Annotated in this window: 17 protein-coding genes and 1 pseudogene; 8 read left to right on the forward strand and 10 right to left on the reverse strand. The window is 71.9% G+C overall.

Annotation, left to right across the window (positions count from 1 at the left end; all coding sequences use genetic code 11):
* Positions 1-272: 272 nt before the first annotated feature.
* From def to AQJ67_RS11310, 7 genes are all read right to left on the reverse strand, one after another.
* Complete coding sequence (def, locus tag AQJ67_RS11280; RefSeq protein WP_062718040.1) at positions 273-923, reverse strand: peptide deformylase; 651 nt, start codon at positions 921-923, stop codon at positions 273-275.
* A 168-nt stretch (positions 924-1091) separates the two neighbouring features.
* A complete protein-coding gene (locus AQJ67_RS11285) occupies positions 1092-2072 on the reverse strand; it encodes a tetratricopeptide repeat protein (RefSeq protein WP_062718042.1) in 981 nt (326 codons plus the stop codon).
* 109 nt (positions 2073-2181) lie between these two features.
* Complete coding sequence (locus tag AQJ67_RS11290; protein ID WP_062718554.1) at positions 2182-3423, reverse strand: HD-GYP domain-containing protein; 1242 nt, start codon at positions 3421-3423, stop codon at positions 2182-2184.
* Entirely contained in the window at positions 3420-4721 is a 1302-nt protein-coding gene (locus tag AQJ67_RS11295; protein ID WP_062718044.1) for an HD-GYP domain-containing protein, read from the reverse strand. The genes AQJ67_RS11290 and AQJ67_RS11295 overlap by 4 nt, the downstream gene beginning before the upstream one ends.
* 107 nt (positions 4722-4828) lie before the next feature.
* Positions 4829-5131 (reverse strand): mycothiol system anti-sigma-R factor, encoded by a 303-nt coding sequence (rsrA, locus tag AQJ67_RS11300; protein ID WP_030052446.1) that lies wholly within the window; start codon positions 5129-5131, stop codon positions 4829-4831.
* Positions 5128-5823: an RNA polymerase sigma factor SigR gene (gene sigR, locus AQJ67_RS11305; RefSeq protein ID WP_062718046.1), complete on the reverse strand. Its 696-nt coding sequence runs from the start codon at positions 5821-5823 to the stop codon at positions 5128-5130. Before sigR ends, rsrA begins: the two co-directional genes overlap by 4 nt.
* Before the next feature lie 257 nt (positions 5824-6080).
* Entirely contained in the window at positions 6081-6710 is a 630-nt protein-coding gene (locus tag AQJ67_RS11310) for an alpha/beta hydrolase family protein (RefSeq protein ID WP_062718047.1), read from the reverse strand.
* A gap of 130 nt (positions 6711-6840) precedes the next feature.
* Here AQJ67_RS11310 and AQJ67_RS50960 point away from each other — a divergent pair, with 130 nt between their 5' ends.
* The gene (locus AQJ67_RS50960) at positions 6841-7905 is read left to right on the forward strand and encodes a helix-turn-helix transcriptional regulator (RefSeq protein ID WP_482258141.1); all 1065 of its coding nucleotides are present in this window, start codon (positions 6841-6843) and stop codon (positions 7903-7905) included.
* Between the two features lie 12 nt (positions 7906-7917).
* Here the strand turns inward: AQJ67_RS50960 and AQJ67_RS11320 are convergent.
* Positions 7918-8997: pseudogene (locus AQJ67_RS11320) on the reverse strand (benzoate/H(+) symporter BenE family transporter); the annotation flags it as partial.
* Between the two features lie 253 nt (positions 8998-9250).
* On the opposite strand from AQJ67_RS11320, the gene AQJ67_RS11325 reads away from it, so the two are divergent.
* The 3 genes from AQJ67_RS11325 to cuyB are packed head-to-tail and all read left to right on the forward strand — an operon-like array spanning position 9251 to position 11748.
* The gene (locus AQJ67_RS11325) at positions 9251-10273 is read left to right on the forward strand and encodes a TauD/TfdA family dioxygenase (RefSeq protein ID WP_062718049.1); all 1023 of its coding nucleotides are present in this window, start codon (positions 9251-9253) and stop codon (positions 10271-10273) included.
* Positions 10266-11042, forward strand: a complete 777-nt coding sequence (locus tag AQJ67_RS11330; protein ID WP_062718052.1) for a sulfite exporter TauE/SafE family protein — start codon at positions 10266-10268, stop codon at positions 11040-11042. Before AQJ67_RS11325 ends, AQJ67_RS11330 begins: the two co-directional genes overlap by 8 nt.
* A 1-nt stretch (position 11043) precedes the next feature.
* Entirely contained in the window at positions 11044-11748 is a 705-nt protein-coding gene (cuyB, locus tag AQJ67_RS11335; protein WP_062718054.1) for a cysteate racemase, read from the forward strand.
* A gap of 100 nt (positions 11749-11848) precedes the next feature.
* Here the strand turns inward: cuyB and AQJ67_RS11340 are convergent, their stop codons facing one another.
* Positions 11849-12664: an SOS response-associated peptidase gene (locus AQJ67_RS11340; protein WP_062718056.1), complete on the reverse strand. Its 816-nt coding sequence runs from the start codon at positions 12662-12664 to the stop codon at positions 11849-11851.
* Between the two features lie 50 nt (positions 12665-12714).
* Here AQJ67_RS11340 and AQJ67_RS11345 point away from each other — a divergent pair, with 50 nt between their 5' ends.
* The 4 genes from AQJ67_RS11345 (at position 12715) to AQJ67_RS11360 (ending at position 16339) form a co-directional block, all read left to right on the forward strand.
* Positions 12715-13437 carry a M50 family metallopeptidase gene (locus AQJ67_RS11345; protein ID WP_062718058.1) on the forward strand — a complete coding sequence of 241 codons (723 nt, stop codon included), beginning with the start codon at positions 12715-12717 and terminating at the stop codon, positions 13435-13437.
* A gap of 120 nt (positions 13438-13557) precedes the next feature.
* On the forward strand, positions 13558-14877 hold the full coding sequence (aroA, locus tag AQJ67_RS11350) for a 3-phosphoshikimate 1-carboxyvinyltransferase (RefSeq protein WP_062718060.1): 1320 nt from the start codon (positions 13558-13560) through the stop codon (positions 14875-14877).
* 18 nt (positions 14878-14895) lie between these two features.
* On the forward strand, positions 14896-15906 hold the full coding sequence (rsgA, locus tag AQJ67_RS11355; RefSeq protein ID WP_062718062.1) for a ribosome small subunit-dependent GTPase A: 1011 nt from the start codon (positions 14896-14898) through the stop codon (positions 15904-15906).
* 109 nt (positions 15907-16015) lie between these two features.
* Positions 16016-16339: a DMT family transporter gene (locus AQJ67_RS11360; RefSeq protein ID WP_062718064.1), complete on the forward strand. Its 324-nt coding sequence runs from the start codon at positions 16016-16018 to the stop codon at positions 16337-16339.
* 26 nt (positions 16340-16365) lie between these two features.
* On the opposite strand, the gene AQJ67_RS11365 is transcribed toward AQJ67_RS11360, so the two are convergent.
* Positions 16366-16965 (reverse strand): TetR/AcrR family transcriptional regulator, encoded by a 600-nt coding sequence (locus AQJ67_RS11365; RefSeq protein WP_062718065.1) that lies wholly within the window; start codon positions 16963-16965, stop codon positions 16366-16368.
* Positions 16966-17155 lie beyond the last annotated feature (190 nt).

A 17155-nucleotide genomic window follows, 5' to 3' on the forward strand; every position in this document is an offset into this window, starting at 1 on the left:
ATGCGGTCGCGCACACCCCTCCCGCTGTGCCGGGCGTGCGCCGTCGCGTATCCCCGCTCTTCCATTCAGCACCATAACTGACCGTTCTGGGAACGGATTTGCTTCTTTCACCACCCCTGGATGCCGCGAGCCTCCCTCTTTATGACTGGTTTTGGATCAGTACCTGCCTGTATGGGCTCGAACACGTGCCGGACATACGAACGGCGCCTGGTCAGGAAGGTGTACCTGAACAGGCGCCGTGCGTAGGTGACTTGTGGGGCCCTTGAGGAGCCTCAGTCGTTCGCGACCACGGGGTAGCGGGGCTCGTTCTCGGCCATCTGCCGCAGCGCGTCCTTGCGCTCCCGCTTGGAGAGACGGTCGATGTAGAGGTAGCCGTAGAGGTGGTCGGTCTCGTGCTGCAAACACCGGGCGAAGTACCCGGTGCCGCGCACCTTGATCGGGTTGCCCTTCTCGTCCTGCCCGGTGACCTCGGCGTAGTCGGGCCGGGCGAGCGGCGCGTACGCGGTCGGCACGGACAGGCAGCCCTCGTTGCTGTCGTCCAGCCGGCGCCGGTCGGCGGGCAGCTCGACGAGCTTCGGGTTGCACACGACACCGACGTGCCGCTTGCCCTCGTCGTCCATGCAGTCGTAGACGAAGACCTTCAGATCGACGCCGATCTGGTTGGCGGCCAGACCGACGCCCTCGGCGGTGCGCTGCGAGGCGAACATGTCCGCCACCAGCTGGTCCAGCTCCGCGCCGAACTCGGTGACGTCCTTGCACTCCTTGTGCAGCACCGGGTTTCCGACGACGGTGATCGGCCGCGAGCCGCCGCGCTCACGCCAGGCGTTCTCGCGCTCCTCCGTGTCCTCGGTGTCGACGACGAACCCCTCGTCGTCCACGGGGAGCACGCCCGCGTGCTGCTGCTCGGTGTCCTGCTGGGCCATGACCGACGTATGCCTTCCTTGCACAAGAACAGAGGGTGTGGTGCTGGTACAGGGTACGGGGAGCGCCCCGTCAGGGGCGCGGGACTGTGTCGATATGCGGCTCCGCCGCGTGGGCGCGACCAGCCCCACACAGCCCGCGGCCTGCGGACGGCCTCGCCCCTACGGCGACTAGCAGACCTCTTCCAAGTCCCGCCAATCCCGCGAATCCGGACTGTCCGCAACCCACCCGTCCAACAACCCCCGCACCAGCGAAGCCGGCGCCGCAAGGCCACACTCCCGCTCCGGCACCCAGAGCTGCCCGTCCGTCCGGTGCCCCAGGGGCCCGGGGTGACCCGGTTCACTGTGGTCGTGGGGATCGAGATGCTCCCCGTCCCCCTCATCGGACGGCATCCGTGACTCCGAGCACATCCGGCACAGCAGCCGCACCGAAGAAGACCAGTCCTCCGCGGCGAACCCGGCGTCCGCGGCGAGCTGCTCCAGCGCGTCCCGGTCGTCCTCCGTGGCGGCCTCCAGCAGCACCACCCACGTCGGCACCGGCGACGGCGCCCACAGCTCGATCTCGTCGAAGACGGGGTAGGCGTGCCCCGCCGACGTGGTCCGCTCGCCGTGCGGCACCCCGTCGTGCAGCACGACCTCGCCCCAGCGCCGCCCGGACGACGGCAGCGGAATGGACAGCACCTCGATCCGGGCGGGGTCCAGCCGCCGCCCCCACACGACCTCGGCCTCCCCCTCCGGGGACAGCCGTACGGCCGCGCTGCCCAGGTCCATCCCGACCGGCTCACCGGAGTCGGTCGCGGCGCCGGGCACCCGCAGCCCGTACGCCTGCCAGGCCCGCCGGGCCAGCGGCCAGTCCTGCAGGGCGGTGGCCGCGATACCGACGTTCCACCAGTCGGGCGCCCCGGTCTCCCGGTCGAGCAGGGCCACCGCCCGCAGCCCGGCCGCGCGGGCCTGCTCCCAGTCGTGCCGGAACTTGTGCAGCAGCGCGAGGTTGAACCAGGACTCCGAAAGCCAGGGCTCCAGATCGGCGGCCCGCGTCAGCAGCGCGCCCGCGTCCTCGTACCGGCCGTCGCCGATGAGCGTGAACGCACGGTCGGTGGCCTGCCGCCAGGAGGCGGAGGGCCGGTGCCGTCCCTTGCCGAAGATCCTCACGATTCCCGCCTGCCAGTTCCGTGGAGTGGGCTGGCTAGTGCTCGCCCCCGGACACACTCTCATTCGCATCCAACCACGTACGGCTGGAAGGGCGCTCATTACCCATGGGTTACCCAACCACAGGGGGTGTAAGACAGTCTCTGGACAGCACCCGTGCGAGCGACCTGACCACCTCCGGCGCATAGTCCCCGGCGGCACCCAGCCGCAGTTCCTCCAGCGCCTTCAGCGGCCCTCCGGGCCCGGCATCGCGCGTCTTCTCCTCGTAGGCGTTGACCGCCCGCACGATCCGCGCGGCGACCGGCTGCTCCAGGCAGGGGTCGGCGAGCCGCTCCACGACCATCGCCACCTGCGGGTTCACCCCGGTCTGCCGTACGACGGCCCCGCCCAGCAGCGCGATCCGGCGCTGCTCCTCGACGGGCAGTACGGCGGTGGCCCCGGCCGGTACCGGGTCGACCAGGCTGAGCTGCCCGATGTCGTGCATCAGGGCCGCGTACTCCAGCACGGTGAGCTCGGCCTCGGAAAGCCCCAGGTCCCGCCCCACCTCCCGGCTGAGTGCGGCCACCCGCCGGGCGTGGCCGGCCGGGGTGTACCCGGCGATCTCGGTGGCCCGGGCGAGGGAGGCGATGGTCTGCCGGTAGGTGGCCCGGACGGCGGCGTACCGGCGCAGGGACATCTGGGTGAGCAGAAGGGGAAGGGAGAAGACGGGCAGCGCCCACAGCCCGGCCACGGCGACCGCGAGCGCCATCACCGCGCCCGTCGCGCAGACGGCCGAACCGATCCCCAGCGTCGCCCGCAGTTCGTCCCGCAGCAGCGGCCCGAACGGCCACCGGGTGCGGGAGTGCGCGAGCGCGGCGGCGAGCAGCGCGTCGCACAGGGCGGTGAGGGTGAGGATGGCGAGCAGCAGCAGGGCGTAGGCGGTGCCCCAGCCGTGGAACGTGCCCTGGTTGTACAGCGGTTGGAAGCAGACGGCCGCGAAGCCGACGGTCAGGACGCGCCGGGCGAGGTGGTCCAGGACGGGGCGGCCGCGCGCGATGTGCGGCACGCTGCCGAGGAGCGAGGCGGCGAGGACGACGCCGATCACCTGGGCGACACCGTGCTGGGTGGACTGTCCGTCGTTCTCCCCCAGCAGGGCGTACGACAGCGCGGCGGCGGCGCCGAGCGGCGCGGCCTCCCGGCTCGCCGCTCCCGTCCAGCGGGCGAGTTCGCCGAGCGCGACGAGGATCCCGAAGGCGAGCGCCGTGCCGCGTTCGACGAGGCCGCTGCCCAGGGTCTCGACCAGGCAGACGGCGACGAGGAGGGCGGCGCCCGCGTGCACGAGACCGAGCAGGAGGCGTGGTCTCGGGGCGCTCATCGGTGCGCGCCCGGGGTGCTGGAGACGGACGGGCGCGGCGGGGGCACGGACGTCTCGTCGGCGGTCACGGCGGGGTGCCATCCCTGCTGGTCCACGGCTCGGACGAGGGCGGTGACCATCCGGGAGTCGAAGTGCGAGCCCGCGCACTTCTCCAGCTCCCGCAGGGCGACCGGTACGGGCCGGGCCCTTGAGTACGACCGGTTGGACGTCATCGCGTCGAAGGCGTCCGCGACCGCCACCACCCGCGCCGACTCCGGGATCTGACTTCCCGCCAGCCCGTAGGGGTACCCGCTCCCGTCCAGCCGCTCGTGGTGGTGCAGTACGGCGGCCCGGGCCTCGCCGAGGAAGGAGATGCCCCGGACCATCTCGTGCCCGTACTCGGGGTGCAGCTCGATCACGCGCCGTTCCTCGGGTGTGAGCGGCCCGTCCTTGCGCAGCAGCCGCGTCGGCACCCCGAGCTTTCCGACGTCGTGCAGGATGCCGGCGAAGCGGAGCACCTCGACGCGCTCGTCGGCCATGCCCAGCTCACGCGCGATCATCATCGTGGCCTGTCCGACCCGCTCGCTGTGGCCGCGGGTGTAGCCGTCCTTGATGTCGACGGCCTGGACCAGCGCACGGATGGTCGCCTGATGGGCCGCGCGTTCCCGGTGGTACTGGGCGAACACCCACCAGGACACGCACATCGGCAGCAGCACGAGCAGCGCGGCGACGGGGCCGTAGGGGCTGCGCCACAGCACGGCCATCATCAGCCCGGCCAGACCGTGCACGGAGATCGGCGCGAGTGAGCGCAGGAACAGCCCCCGCCAGGCACGGCGAGCGGGCACGCGGTCGGCGAGCTTCAGGATCCCGCCGTCGAGCGCCGTCAGGACCAGGCAGAACGCCAGCACCGCGGCCCCGGCGGGCGCGAGCGCGTACGGGAAGTCGGACGCCTGTACGGCGTCGTGCTCGCCGAGCGCCCAGTGCACGCGGGCGGCCACCCACACCGCGATCACGAGCTGCGCCGCCCGCCACAGCCGTCGCAGCAGGTCCGGCCGGCCGGCGACCGGGGCGATCAGCGCCCCCGGCACCGCGACCAGGGCGGCGGCCGACGGAGGCAGCAGGAAGGCGCCGGCGAGGAGCACGGGATAGAACGAGCCGGACAGCCACGCGCCCCCGGCGTACAGCGCGGCGAGCAGGGCCGGCGCCCACCAGGGGGTGGGCGTCGTCGGCAGCGTGTGCAGACAGAACAGGGCGCCGAGGGTGACACAGACGACGTAGCCACGGACCCGTGCGGGTGTCGCCCTGGGTGTCGCCTCCATAACGTCCCTCCCCGGCAACGCGCTTCAAGCACGGCACCCTAGGGCGGGCAGGGGAGGTCCGCAGTCCGGGACAGCGGGATTAGCACGTTCGGGTGACGGCCGTGCGTTCAGGACTCCTGCGGGGTGGCCGTCACGTCGTGGTCGGGCACGGCCTGACCCGAGCGGATGAGGTCGAGCCGTCCCAGGACCTTGGCGCGCAGGTCCGTCGGCACGTCGTCATGTCCGCAGCAGCGCTTGACGAGCTTCTTCACGGCCTCTTCGAGCCCGTACTTCTCCAGGCACGGCGAGCACTCCGTGAAGTGCTGCTTGAACTTGTCGCGGTCGACGTCCGGCATCTCACTGTCGAGGAACTCGTAGAGATGATCGAGTACCTCACTGCAGTCCGTCTCGTGCGGCTCTCCGCAGCTCATGAGCCCGAGCCTTTCGCTTCGTTCGACTCTCCGGCGCCGGCCGGGACCAGCCCGCGCTCACGCGCGTAGTCCTCGAGCATGCCGCGCAGTTGACGGCGGCCCCGGTGCAGCCGGGACATCACCGTACCGATGGGTGTCCCCATGATGTCCGCGATCTCCTTGTACGCAAAGCCCTCTACGTCGGCGAGGTACACGGCGATACGGAATTCCTCGGGGATCGCCTGGAGCGCTTCCTTCACGTCCGAGTCGGGCAGGTGGTCGAGCGCCTGCGACTCGGCGGAGCGCAGACCGGTCGACATGTGCGACTCGGCACGCGCGAGCTGCCAGTCCTCGATCTCCTCGGCCGCGGAGCGCTGGGGTTCACGCTGCTTCTTGCGGTACGAGTTGATGAAGGTGTTGGTGAGGATCCGGTACAGCCACGCCTTCAGGTTGGTGCCCTCGCGGAACTGGTGGAAGGACGCGTACGCCTTGGCGTACGTCTCCTGCACCAGGTCCTCGGCGTCGGCCGGGTTGCGCGTCATGCGCAGCGCGGCCGAGTACATCTGGTCGAGGAATTCGAGCGCGTCCCGCTCGAAGCGCGCGGTGCGCTCGGCGGTCGTCTCCGCGGACGTGTCCACGCTCATGCCCTGGCCCTCGGGCTGCTCCGCCTGGCCGTTGTCGGTCCCTGCGTCGGTACCGGGAACCGGACCCACCTCCTCAAGATTGCGGGCAGGGCCGAAACCGGTCCCACCTGAATCGGAGGATAGACGACCTGCCGTGCCTGCCGCCCCTCGAATAGGAGCGGCCTTGGCCGCGTGCAGCACCGTCCATTCCAGGTCGGCACGGCTGCTGCGGCTCGGGCAGTAGGTCGAACCCATGCGGCGGACTTCCTCTCCTACGGCGTCGGCGCTGGTGCTTCAGCACCCGTGTCCGCCACAACAGAGGCCGGGCCCCCGACATTCCCGGGCCTTTACCCGAGTGACCCGACCCACTTCACGACACCGTCCGTGACGATCGCCACGGCCTCGTCCTGACCGAGGGGCGCGCGCTTGGGCACGGTGAACCCGTGATCGCCGTACGGCACCTCGACCATCTCGAAGTCCCCGGCCGGGAACTCCTCCGGTTTCCCGAAGGGATCGTTCCCGCCCTGTACGACGAGAGTCGGCACCCCGGACCCCAACAGCTCCTCGGCGCGGGACTTCTCGGGCTTGCCCGGCGGGTGGAGCGGGAAGCTGAGGGCGAGGACGGCGTGCGCCCCGAGTTCGACGGCCGTACGGCAGGCGACGCGGGCGCCGGCGCTGCGGCCACCGGAGATCACGGGGAGCCCGGGCGCGGCGAGCGCGGGCCACAGGCCCCGCCAGCCGACGTCGAGGGTCTTCGGCGCGGGCGCCACCTTCTTGCCGGCCACGCGCCAGGGCTGCTCGACGCGTGCGACGGTCACCCCGTGGGCGGGCAGGACCTCGGCCAGCGCGCGCAGGTCCCGGGCCTCGATGCCACCGCCGGCGCCGTGGCTCACCGCCAGCACGAGCCGGGGTTTCGGCGCCGGATGCCAGGTGACGCGGGCGTCCCCCGCGTCCGTGCCAACGATCTCGGTCGTCACATCAGTCACAACAGAAGAGTGTGCCCTCTTCGACGTAGGGTGTCCGACTGTGTGACGAGGCTGTCACTCCCCCGTGCGGGAGGGAGAGGCCTTCCTCGCGACCGGGGGCAGCGTCGACGAGGGGGACCCATTGACCAGGACGACTGCGCTGGAGCACAAGCTCGCGCAGAGTCTCTATGTCATCGCCGTCCAGGACGCCGGCTGGACGCCGACGTCCGTGTGCCGGCGGCTCGGCTGGAGCAGCGAGGAGTACGCGACGGCCATCCACGTCCTGTCCGGGCTGGGTCTGCTGGTGCGGACGACCGCCACGCCCAGCGGGTGGGCCTGCATGTCGTCCGAGTCCGCGCTGGACCACCTGCTCGCCGCCGACGCGCGTCGCGTGGCCGAGCTCGTCGAGCAGACCACCCGCACCCGCGAGGCGATGGTGCGGATGCTCACCGACTTCCACCCCATCCACGCGATGCGCCTGTCCGGCACCCAGGCCCAGCTCGTGGAGGGGACGACCAATATCGCGGCCGCCCTGGAGGACGCCGCCCAGCAGGCCCACGACGAGGTGATCTCGCTGCATCCCGGGCGCGGGGTGCCCGAGCACATGGTGGAGGAGGGTCTGTCGCGCGACCGGCGGGCGCTGCGACGCGGTGTCGCCATGCGCACCGTCCATCTCGCCTCGTCCGCCGCGCAGCCCCATATGGGCGCGTACCTGCGGGAGTTGCAGAAGGCGGGCGGACGGGTCCGTACCGCCGTGACGCTGCCGCACCGGCTCATCGTCGTCGACCAGCACTTGGCGATCGTGCCCGCCACCGGCTCGGACGGGCAGCAGGCGGCCGTCGTCGTCTACGACCCCTACCTGGTCGAGGTGTTCCGCAGCCAGTTCGAGTACGCGTGGGCGCAGGCCGCCGCCTTCGACACGGGGGCGCGCTCCACCGTGGAGGAGGTCCCGGAGGGGCGGCCCGACCGGCGCCAGCGCGCTGTCCTGCGGCTACTCGCGGAGGGTCTGACCGACGAGGCGGTCGCGCGGCGCCTCGGTGTCTCCGACCGCACCGTCCGCCGGATGGTCAACGACCTGACCTCGACGCTCGGTGCCACCAGCCGGTTCCAGGTCGCCGTCCTCGCCGAGCGCGCCGGCTGGCTCGCGCCCGCGGATCTTGAGCAGGACGTGCGCGACGACTCCGGCGAGCAGTCCCCAGAAGGGTGAGCCGATACCGGCGACCGTCACTCCGGAGGCCGTCGCGAGGAAGGTGATCACGGAGGCCTCGCGGTGGCGTTCGTCGGCGACCGTACGGGCCAGGCTGCCGGAGAGCGCCCCGAGCAGCGCCAGGCCGGCCAGGGTCGCCACGAGCGCCGTCGGCAGCCCGGTGAACAGGGCGACGAGCGTCGAGCCGAAGCAGCCCACGACCAGGTAGCCGACGCCGCAGCTCACTCCGGCGATCCATCGCCTGGCGGGATCCCGGTGCGCCTCGGGCCCGGTGCAGATCGCGGCGGTGATGGCCGCCGGGTTGATCGCGTGCGAGCCGAAGGGCGCGAGCAGCGTCGAGACGACACCGGTCGTCGCGCACACCACGCGCTCGTTCGGCCGGTAGCCGTCGGCGCGCAGCACGGCCATCCCCGGCGCGTACTGACCGGCGAGCGTGGCGACGAGCAGCGGCACGCCGATGCCGATGAGCGCCCCCGCCGAGAAGTGCGGTGCCGTGAAGTGCGGTACGGCCAGGCCGGGGCCGGCGAGGTCCGCGCCCAGGCCGCCGCCGGCCCAGGCGGCGGCGAGCCCCGCGGCCAGGGCGCACATCACCGCGTAGGTCGGCCACAGGCGCTTGGCGAGCAGATAGGCGATCACCATCGCGCCCGCGAGCAGCGGGGCCGCGCGCAGCGAGGTGAAGATGGCCGTGCCGAACGAGAAGAGGATCCCGGCGAGCATCGCCGAGACGATTCCCTCCGGGATCCGGGCGAGGACCCGGGTGAACACCCCCGTGGCGGTCAGCACCGTGGCCGCGACGCCCGCGAAGAGGAAGGCGCCGACGGCCTCGGCGTAGTCGTGCTGCGCGAGGGCCGTGACCAGGATGGCCGCGCCCGGCGTGGAGAACGCCGTGATCACCGGCGTACGGCTCCACCAGCTCAGCCCCACACAGGTCAGGCCCGCGCCGACGGATATCGCCCACACCCATGACGAGGTCTGCGCCGGGCTCAGACCGGCCGCGTCGGCGGCGGCCAGGACGAGGGCGAGCGGCCCCGCGTAGGAGACCGCCATCGCCACCACGCCGGCGTTGACCGCGGACAAGGACACCGACCGCATCGATCGCACCGATCATCCCCATATGAAGGAGAACAAGGAAACTTCAGACATGGCGGACACCTCCCCCGTAGACATGGCCGCGCCACCCCACATGCTGCCGCACCGCACGCGGCGGTGACGCGCCGGGACGCGTCCGCATCAGGCCGCGTCCCGTACCGGACAGGTGCGAGGTGTGACCGGTGCGGGTCATGGACGTTTCCGGACGGTCAACTCTCCTGTTCGCAGCCCTTGTTGGGGACGAAAGATCTTCCGCATGACGACTACTGCGGAACCCCGTGCGGACCTCGCCGCGCTCACCCTCGACCCGTCCGACACCAAGCGCCTGGAAGGGTTGGTCCAGGTCGCGGCGCGACTGACGGACCCTCTGGAACAGGCCCTGCAGACCGAGGCGTTCGCCGCGCTCGCCGAGCGGCTGCCGGCCCGGCTGCGCGAGGGCATCGAGTCCTTCCGTGACACGCCGCCGGACCACGGCCTGCTCGTGGTGCGCGGACTGCCCGTCGGCGACATCCCGCCGACCCCGGCGACGTACGGCTCCAACGTCCTCGGCGAGACGCACCCCTCCAGCCTGCTCGTGGCCCTGGTGGCGCACCCGCTGGGCGGGCTGATCGGGTACGAGGACGAGAAGTCCGGGGCGCTCGTGCACGACGTGTACCCGGTCCCCACCGACGCGGCCAAGCCCCTGAACTCCGGCTCCACGCTCTTCGACTTCCACACCGAGAACGTCCACCACCCGGTGCGTCCTTCGCACCTGGGCCTGCTGTGCCTGCGCCCCGACCACGACCGGCGGGCGGCCACCATGGTCGCCTCGGTCCGCGAGGCCGAGCCGCTGCTCTCGGCCGACGACCGCGAGCTGCTGCGCACCGACCGCTACCGCAGCCGCTTCCCGCTCTCCTTCACCCGGGGCCTCGCCGAGGACGAGCGTCCGGTGACCGAGCCGCACCCGGTGCTCACGGACGGCCCGGCCGACGCGCCCGGCACGCGGGTCCGTTTCAACATGCACAACACCTTCGGCACGGACCCCGAGGCCCAGGCGGCCCTGGAGCGCCTCAACCGCGCCATGCACACCGTGCACCGCGCGGTACGCGCCGACCGGGGCGAACTGCTCCTGGTCGACAACCGGATCGTCGTGCACGGCCGCAGCGACTTCACGCCGCGCTACGACGGCGACGACCGCTGGCTGCGCCGGTTCTACCCGTACCCCGGCGAGCTGCGGGCCGACGTGCTGGTCCGGGCCGGCGGCCGGGTGCTCAGCAAGGACAGCTACGCCCGTGCATGACCTGACCCTCACCGCGGCGGTGCTGCTGTGCGTCGCCGCCGCGCTCGCGGGCTGGGTGGACGCGGTGGTCGGCGGTGGCGGGCTCCTCCAGGTGCCCGCCCTGCTGATCGCCTTCCCGCAGCTGGCCCCGGCGTACGCCCTCGGCACCAACAAGGCCGTCGGCGTCGTCGGCACGTCGGCGGCGGCGGTGACGTACGCCCGGCGGGCCGCGATCGACGTGCGGCTCGCGGCCCGGCTCGGCTCGGTCGCGGCCCTGGCCGCGGTGGCCGGGGCGTTCTTCGCGGCCGGCGTGAACAGCGAGGTCCTGCGCCCGGTGATCATGGTGCTGTTGCTCGCGGTCGCCGCCTTCGTCGTCCTGAAGCCGCAGTTCGGGCAGCGGCCGGGCGGCGCCGTGACCCGGCAGCGGGTCCTGGCCGCCGTCGTGGTCGTCGGGGCGGGCATCGGCTTCTACGACGGCCTGCTCGGCCCCGGCACCGGGACGTTCCTGGTGATCGGCCTGGTCGCGGTGCTGTCGATGGACATGGTCACGGCGTCGGCGACCGCGAAGGTCGTCAACGTCGGGACGAACCTGGGCGCGCTCGCGATGTTCACGTACCAGGGGACGGTGCTGTGGGCCCTCGCGCCCTTCATGGCGGTGTTCAACCTCGCGGGCGCCTCGGTGGGAGCCCGCATGGCACTCAAGCGCGGCAGCGGTTTCGTACGGGCGGTGCTGCTCGTCGTCGTGACCGTGCTCGTCGGCAAGCTCGCACTCGACCAATGGGGGACATGAGATGTCCATCGGAATCCTGGGCGGAATGGGCCCGTTGGCCACGGTCGACTTCTACCGGAAGGTCATCGACGCGACCCCGGCCGACGTCGACCAGGACCATCTGCCGGTCGTGGTCTGGGCCGACCCCACGGTCCCGGACCGCTCGGCTGCGCTGATCGGGCACGGTCCCGACCCGACGCCGTGGCTCGTGCGCGGGGCCCACCGGCTCGAGGCCATGGGGGCACGGGTCATCGCGACGCCGTGCAACACCGCGCACGCCTTCCTCGACGAGGTGCGGACCACGGTGCGGGTCCCGATGCTCGACATGATCGCGGAGACCGTCGCCGAGATCCGCGACCACCACCCGGGCGTGGCCTCGGTCGGGCTCCTGGCCACGACCGGCACGGTCCGCGCCGGGCTCTATCAGCGGGCCCTGGAGGCGGCGGGTCTGCGGGTCCTGGTGCCGGGCGAGCTCTCCCAGGGCGAGGCCGTCACGGGCGCCATCCGCCGGGTCAAGGCGGGCGACCTCGGCCCGGCCCCGGCCGCCCTGATCGAGCGGGCGGCCGAGGAGCTGGCGGCCCGGGGGGCGGGCCTGCTGGTGGCGGGCTGCACCGAGCTGCCCCTGCTGCTCGGCGACCGCAGCGTCGGCCTCCCGGTGGTGGACCCCACGGCCGCGCTGGCCCGGGCGACGGTACGGGAGGCCCTGACGCCGGCCGGAGCCGTCTGATCGGCGCTGGTCGGAACGTGGGCCGGGCGATGGTCCGGGCGATGGGTCGGGCGGTGGTCCGGGCGATGGGTCAGGCGATGGTCGGGTCCGAGGAGGGTGCCTAGAAGAGGGTGCCCTCTTCGGGCCCGTCCAGCTCCTTCAGCAGCTCAGGGCCGTTGTTGCGGACGTTGCTGACCAGCGTGGAGACGGGGTAGGCGCGCATCAGACCGGCCGGCGGCGGGTCGAGCAGCGTGCGCAGCTCCTCGGGGTCGGTGCGGGCCGGGTCGAGCCAGGCGTCCCAGCGGTCCGGGGTCAGCATCAGCGGCATCCGGGGGTGGATGTCGGCCAGTGAGTTCGGCCCCTCGGGCGGCGTCACCGCCAACGGCGTCGTCTCCGCCTCCGTCGTGATGACGGAGCAGGTCACCCACCAGGCCTGCGGATGCTCGTCGGGCAGCGTCCTGTCCCGCCAGAACTCGTACAGCCCCGCCATCGCGAAGACGGACCCGTCGGCGGGCAGCACGAAGTACGGCTGCTTGCGCGGCCGCTTGCGTCGGCCCTCCTGCTCCAGGTCCAGCTCCTGCTTGCCCGTGACCCACTCGTAGTAGCCGTCGGCGGGGACGATGCAGCGCCGGGAGGTGAAGGCCCGCCGGTACGAGGGCTTCTCGTGGACCGTCTCCGCGCGCGCGTTGATCATCTTGAAGGCGGTCTCCGGGGTCTTGGACCAGCTGGGCACCAGCCCCCACTTCAGCTTGCGCAGCTGTCGAACCGGCCGCGGGTCCGGCGCGTCTTTCACAGGACGGTCGAGGACGACGTGGACCTCTTTGGTGGGGGCCACGTTGTAGTCGGGCTCCAGGGTCTCCTCCGGCTCCCACTTCTCGATCTCAAAGATTCCTGCGAGATCCTCGGGTCCACGACTGGCTGCATACCGTCCGCACATACGTGCCACACTGCCAGATTCCATCCGACCCAAGGGAGCCGACGCCTTACATGGACAGCCTCGCATCCGCCTCGCTCGCCTCCCTCTGGGACGAGGTCGCCGGCACCCAGCCCGACCCGGATCTGTGGGTGGTGGTCGCCACGCTGGTCGCCGCACTCGTCGTGGTCGTCCCGCACGTCCTGTGGCGCCTCTCGCGCAACGCCATCACCATCGCCCACGAGGGCGGCCACGGCCTGGTCGCCCTGCTGACCGGCCGCACCCTGACCGGCATACGCCTGCACTCCGACACCAGCGGCCTGACCGTCAGCCGCGGCAAGCCGCACGGCATCGGCATGATCCTCACCGCGGCCGCCGGCTACACCGCTCCCCCGCTCCTGGGCCTGGGCGGCGCCGCCCTCCTGGCCTCCGGCCGGATCACCCTGCTCCTCTGGCTGGCGACGGCCCTGCTGGTGGCGATGCTGGTGATGATCCGGAACGCCTACGGGGCACTGACGGTCTTCGTGACGGGCGGCACATTCGTGCTGGTCAGCTGGCTGACGGGCCCGCAGGTTCAGGCGGCTTTCGCGTACGCGGTGGTGTGGTTCCTGTTGCTGGGAGGAGTCAGGCCGGCATTCGAGCTGCAGGCGAAGAGGTCGCGGGGTGGGGCGGGCGACTCGGACGCGGACCAGTTGTCGCGGCTTACGCATGTGCCGGCGGGACTGTGGCTGTTCCTGTTCCACGCCGTCTCGCTGTGCTCATTGATAGGTGGGGGTCGCTGGTTGCTGGAGGTGTGACAGCCGACCCAGGGGCGCGGGGCTGTATCGCTCTGCGGCTCCGCCGCGGGGCGCGACCAGCCCCCACGGCGCCGCACCCGAAGAACGGCCTGCACAACCCCCTCCTTATAAAGTGAACCCATGGCCCAAAACCCCGCCGCCCACACCGCCCTCTGGCCCGCCCCGCACGCGAGCGGAGCCGTCGACGCGACGGTCCACGTGCCGGGGTCCAAGTCCGTCACCAACCGTGCCCTGGTTCTGGCGGCCCTCGCGAGCGAACCCGGCTGGCTGCGCCGCCCCCTGCGCTCCCGCGACACCCTGCTGATGGCCGGCGCGCTGCGGGCGATGGGCGTCGGCATCGAGGAGGGCGTCGGCCCCGAGGGCACCGGCGAGGCGTGGCGGGTGCTCCCCGCGGGCCTGCGCGGACCGGCCACGGTCGACGTCGGCAACGCCGGCACGGTGATGCGCTTCCTGCCGCCGGTGGCCGCGCTGGCCGACGGCCCCATCCGGTTCGACGGCGACCCCAGGTCGTACGAGCGTCCCCTGCACGGCGTGATCGACGCCCTGCGCGCCCTCGGTGCCCGGATCGACGACGACGGCCGGGGGGCGCTGCCGCTGACGGTCCACGGCGGGGGTGCCCTGGACGGCGGCCCGGTGGAGATCGACGCCTCCTCGTCGTCCCAGTTCGTGTCGGCCCTGCTGCTGTCCGGGCCGCGCTTCAACCAGGGCGTCGAGGTCCGGCACATCGGCTCCTCGCTCCCCTCCATGCCGCACATCCGCATGACCGTCGACATGCTGCGCTCGGTCGGCGCCCAGGTCGACACCCCGGAGTCCGGCGGCGAGCCCAACGTCTGGCGGGTCACGCCGGGCGCCCTGCTCGGCCGCGACCTGACCATCGAGCCGGACCTGTCCAACGCCCAGCCGTTCCTGGCGGCAGCTCTGGTGACCGGCGGCAAGATCCTCGTCCCGGACTGGCCGGCCCGCACCACCCAGCCCGGCGACCGGCTGCGCGAGATCTTCACCGAGATGGGCGGCTCCTGCGAACTCACCGAGTACGGGCTCGTGTTCACCGGTTCGGGTGCCATCCACGGCATCGATGTCGACCTGGGCGAGGTCGGCGAACTCACCCCGGGCATCGCGGCGGTCGCCGCCCTGGCCGACTCCCCCTCCACGCTCCGCGGCGTCGCCCACCTGCGTCTGCACGAGACGGACCGGCTGGCCGCGCTGACCAAGGAGATCAACGAACTCGGCGGCGACGTCACCGAGACCGCCGACGGTCTGCACATCCGCCCGCGCCGACTGCACGGCGGCGTCTTCCACACCTACGAGGACCACCGCATGGCGACGGCCGGCGCGATCATCGGCCTCGCGGTCGAGGGCGTACGCATCGAGAACGTGGCGACGACGGCGAAGACCCTCCCGGACTTCCCCGAACTGTGGACCGGAATGCTCGGGGCGTAGGGACGCGGGGAAACAGCCATGCGCCGCTACGGCAAGCACACCGACGAGGACGACATCCGCACCCGCCCGGGCCGCCGGAACACCCGACCCCGTACGAATATCCGGCCCAAGCACGAGGACGCCGCCGAGGGCATGGTCCTCACCGTCGACCGGGGCCGCCTGACCTGCCTCGTCGAGGACCGGGTCGTACTGGCGATGAAGGCCCGCGAACTCGGCCGCAAGGCGGCGGTGGTCGGGGACCGGGTCGCGCTGGTAGGCGACCTGTCCGGCAAGAAGGACACGCTCGCGCGGATCGTACGGATCGAGGAGCGGACGTCGCTGCTGCGCCGTACCGCCGACGACGACGACCCGTACGAGCGCGTGGTCGTGGCGAACGCCGACCAACTCGCCATCGTCACCGCTCTCGCCGACCCCGAGCCGAGGCCCCGGCTGATCGACCGCTGTCTGGTGGCGGCGTTCGACGGCGGCCTGGAACCGCTGCTGGTGATGACGAAGTCGGACCTGGCTCCACCGGACAAGCTCCTTGAGCTGTACGGGGCGTTGGACATCCCGTACGTCGTCACCAGCCGGGAGGAACTGGTGGCCGGGGGCGCGGCGGACCGGGTGCGGGAGCAACTGGAAGGCCGGGTCACGGCGTTCGTCGGTCACTCGGGTGTGGGCAAGACGACGCTGGTGAACGCACTGGTGCCGGAGGAACGCAGGCGTTCGACGGGCCATGTGAACGCGGTGACGGGCCGGGGTCGGCACACGACGACGTCGGCGCTGGCGCTGCCGCTGACGGTGACGGACGGCTGGGTGATCGACACCCCCGGCGTCCGCTCCTTCGGCCTGGCTCATATCGACCCCTCCCGGGTCATCCACGCGTTCCCCGACCTGGAACCGGGAACCGAAGGCTGTCCGCGTGCGTGCAGTCATGACGAACCGGACTGCGCGCTGGACGAATGGGTGGCGGAGGGTCACGCCGATCCCGCCCGGCTGTACTCGCTGCGACGACTGCTGGCGACGCGGGAGCGCACGGAAGGGGACTGACCTCCGCGTTGTTTGTCCCCCTGCGAGTCCGGTAAAGGCATAATCGCACCGAGCCTGATCCAAGCCTGACGAAGCGGTCACAGAACGTGGGCATACGGGAGGACAGCACATGGCGTGGCTGCTGGTCATCGTGGCGGGGCTGCTCGAAACCGGTTTCGCCGTCTGCCTGAAACTGTCACACGGCTTCAGCCGGCTCTGGCCGACGGTCGCCTTCTGCGTCTTCGCCCTCGGCAGTTTCGGCCTGCTGACACTCTCACTGAAGAAACTGGACGTGGGGCCGGCGTACGCGGTGTGGACGGGGATCGGGGCGGCGGGTACGGCGATCTACGGGATGATCTTCCTCGGGGACCTCGTGTCGACGTTGAAGATCGTGTCGATCAGCCTGGTGATCGTGGGGGTCGTGGGCCTGCAGCTGTCGGGCTCGGCACAGTGACTCCACGGCATCGGTCATCCCGCCAACTACCGGTGCAGCGCGCTGCGTACGAGGTCGGCGACGCCGCCTTCGCCGGGTGGGGCGGCGACGCAGGAGAGGGCCAGTCTGACGACGAGTTCGCATGACCGCGCGAGGTCCGCGACGTCGGACTTGTTGATGCCAGGCCCGGAGATGACCACCACGGCCCGGTCCCGGACGAGGGCCACGAAGTCGCCCGGAGACGGGAGCGGGCCGTCGGCGCGGCGCTGTGCCGGTACGGCGGAGGTGGACGGTACGGCGGACAGCGTCGGCGCGGGCAGGCGCTCGCTCCAGCAGCCGGTGAGCATGGCGCGGACGAGGGCGTTGTCGCGGGCGAGCGCGGCGGTCCACTCCGCGGTGGCGGTGAGGCGTTCTCTGGCGTCGCTGTGAGTGGCGAGGGCGCGTTCGACGCCGGCGAGGTAGCCGTCGGCCTCCCTCCTGACGAGTGCGCGGGCAAGCCCTTCCTTGCTCCCGAACTCGTTGTACAGCGTCTGCCGGGACACCCCGGCCGCCGCGGCCACGTCCACCATCCGCACGGCAGACCACGGCCGACGCGCCAGCGCCGTATAAGCGGCGTCCAGCAGGGATTCCCGCGCTGCAGGCATCATCGCCTCCGTGGGACGAGCGGCTCTGCGCCCAGATTTGACGCGCACAGGGTCACTGTCAAGGGTTCGCGAAGGCACGCGGGGGCGCGCGAGCGTTTGCCTGCGGCGGCCTGCTGGTGCCGGGCGCGGTGCGGTGGGTAGGTGGGCCGGGGCCGCGCCGGGAGGTGTCCGTCCTCGGTCCGGTGACGGGCCT

This window comes from Streptomyces caeruleatus (assembly GCF_001514235.1).
In the GTDB taxonomy this organism is placed as follows: domain Bacteria; phylum Actinomycetota; class Actinomycetes; order Streptomycetales; family Streptomycetaceae; genus Streptomyces; species Streptomyces caeruleatus.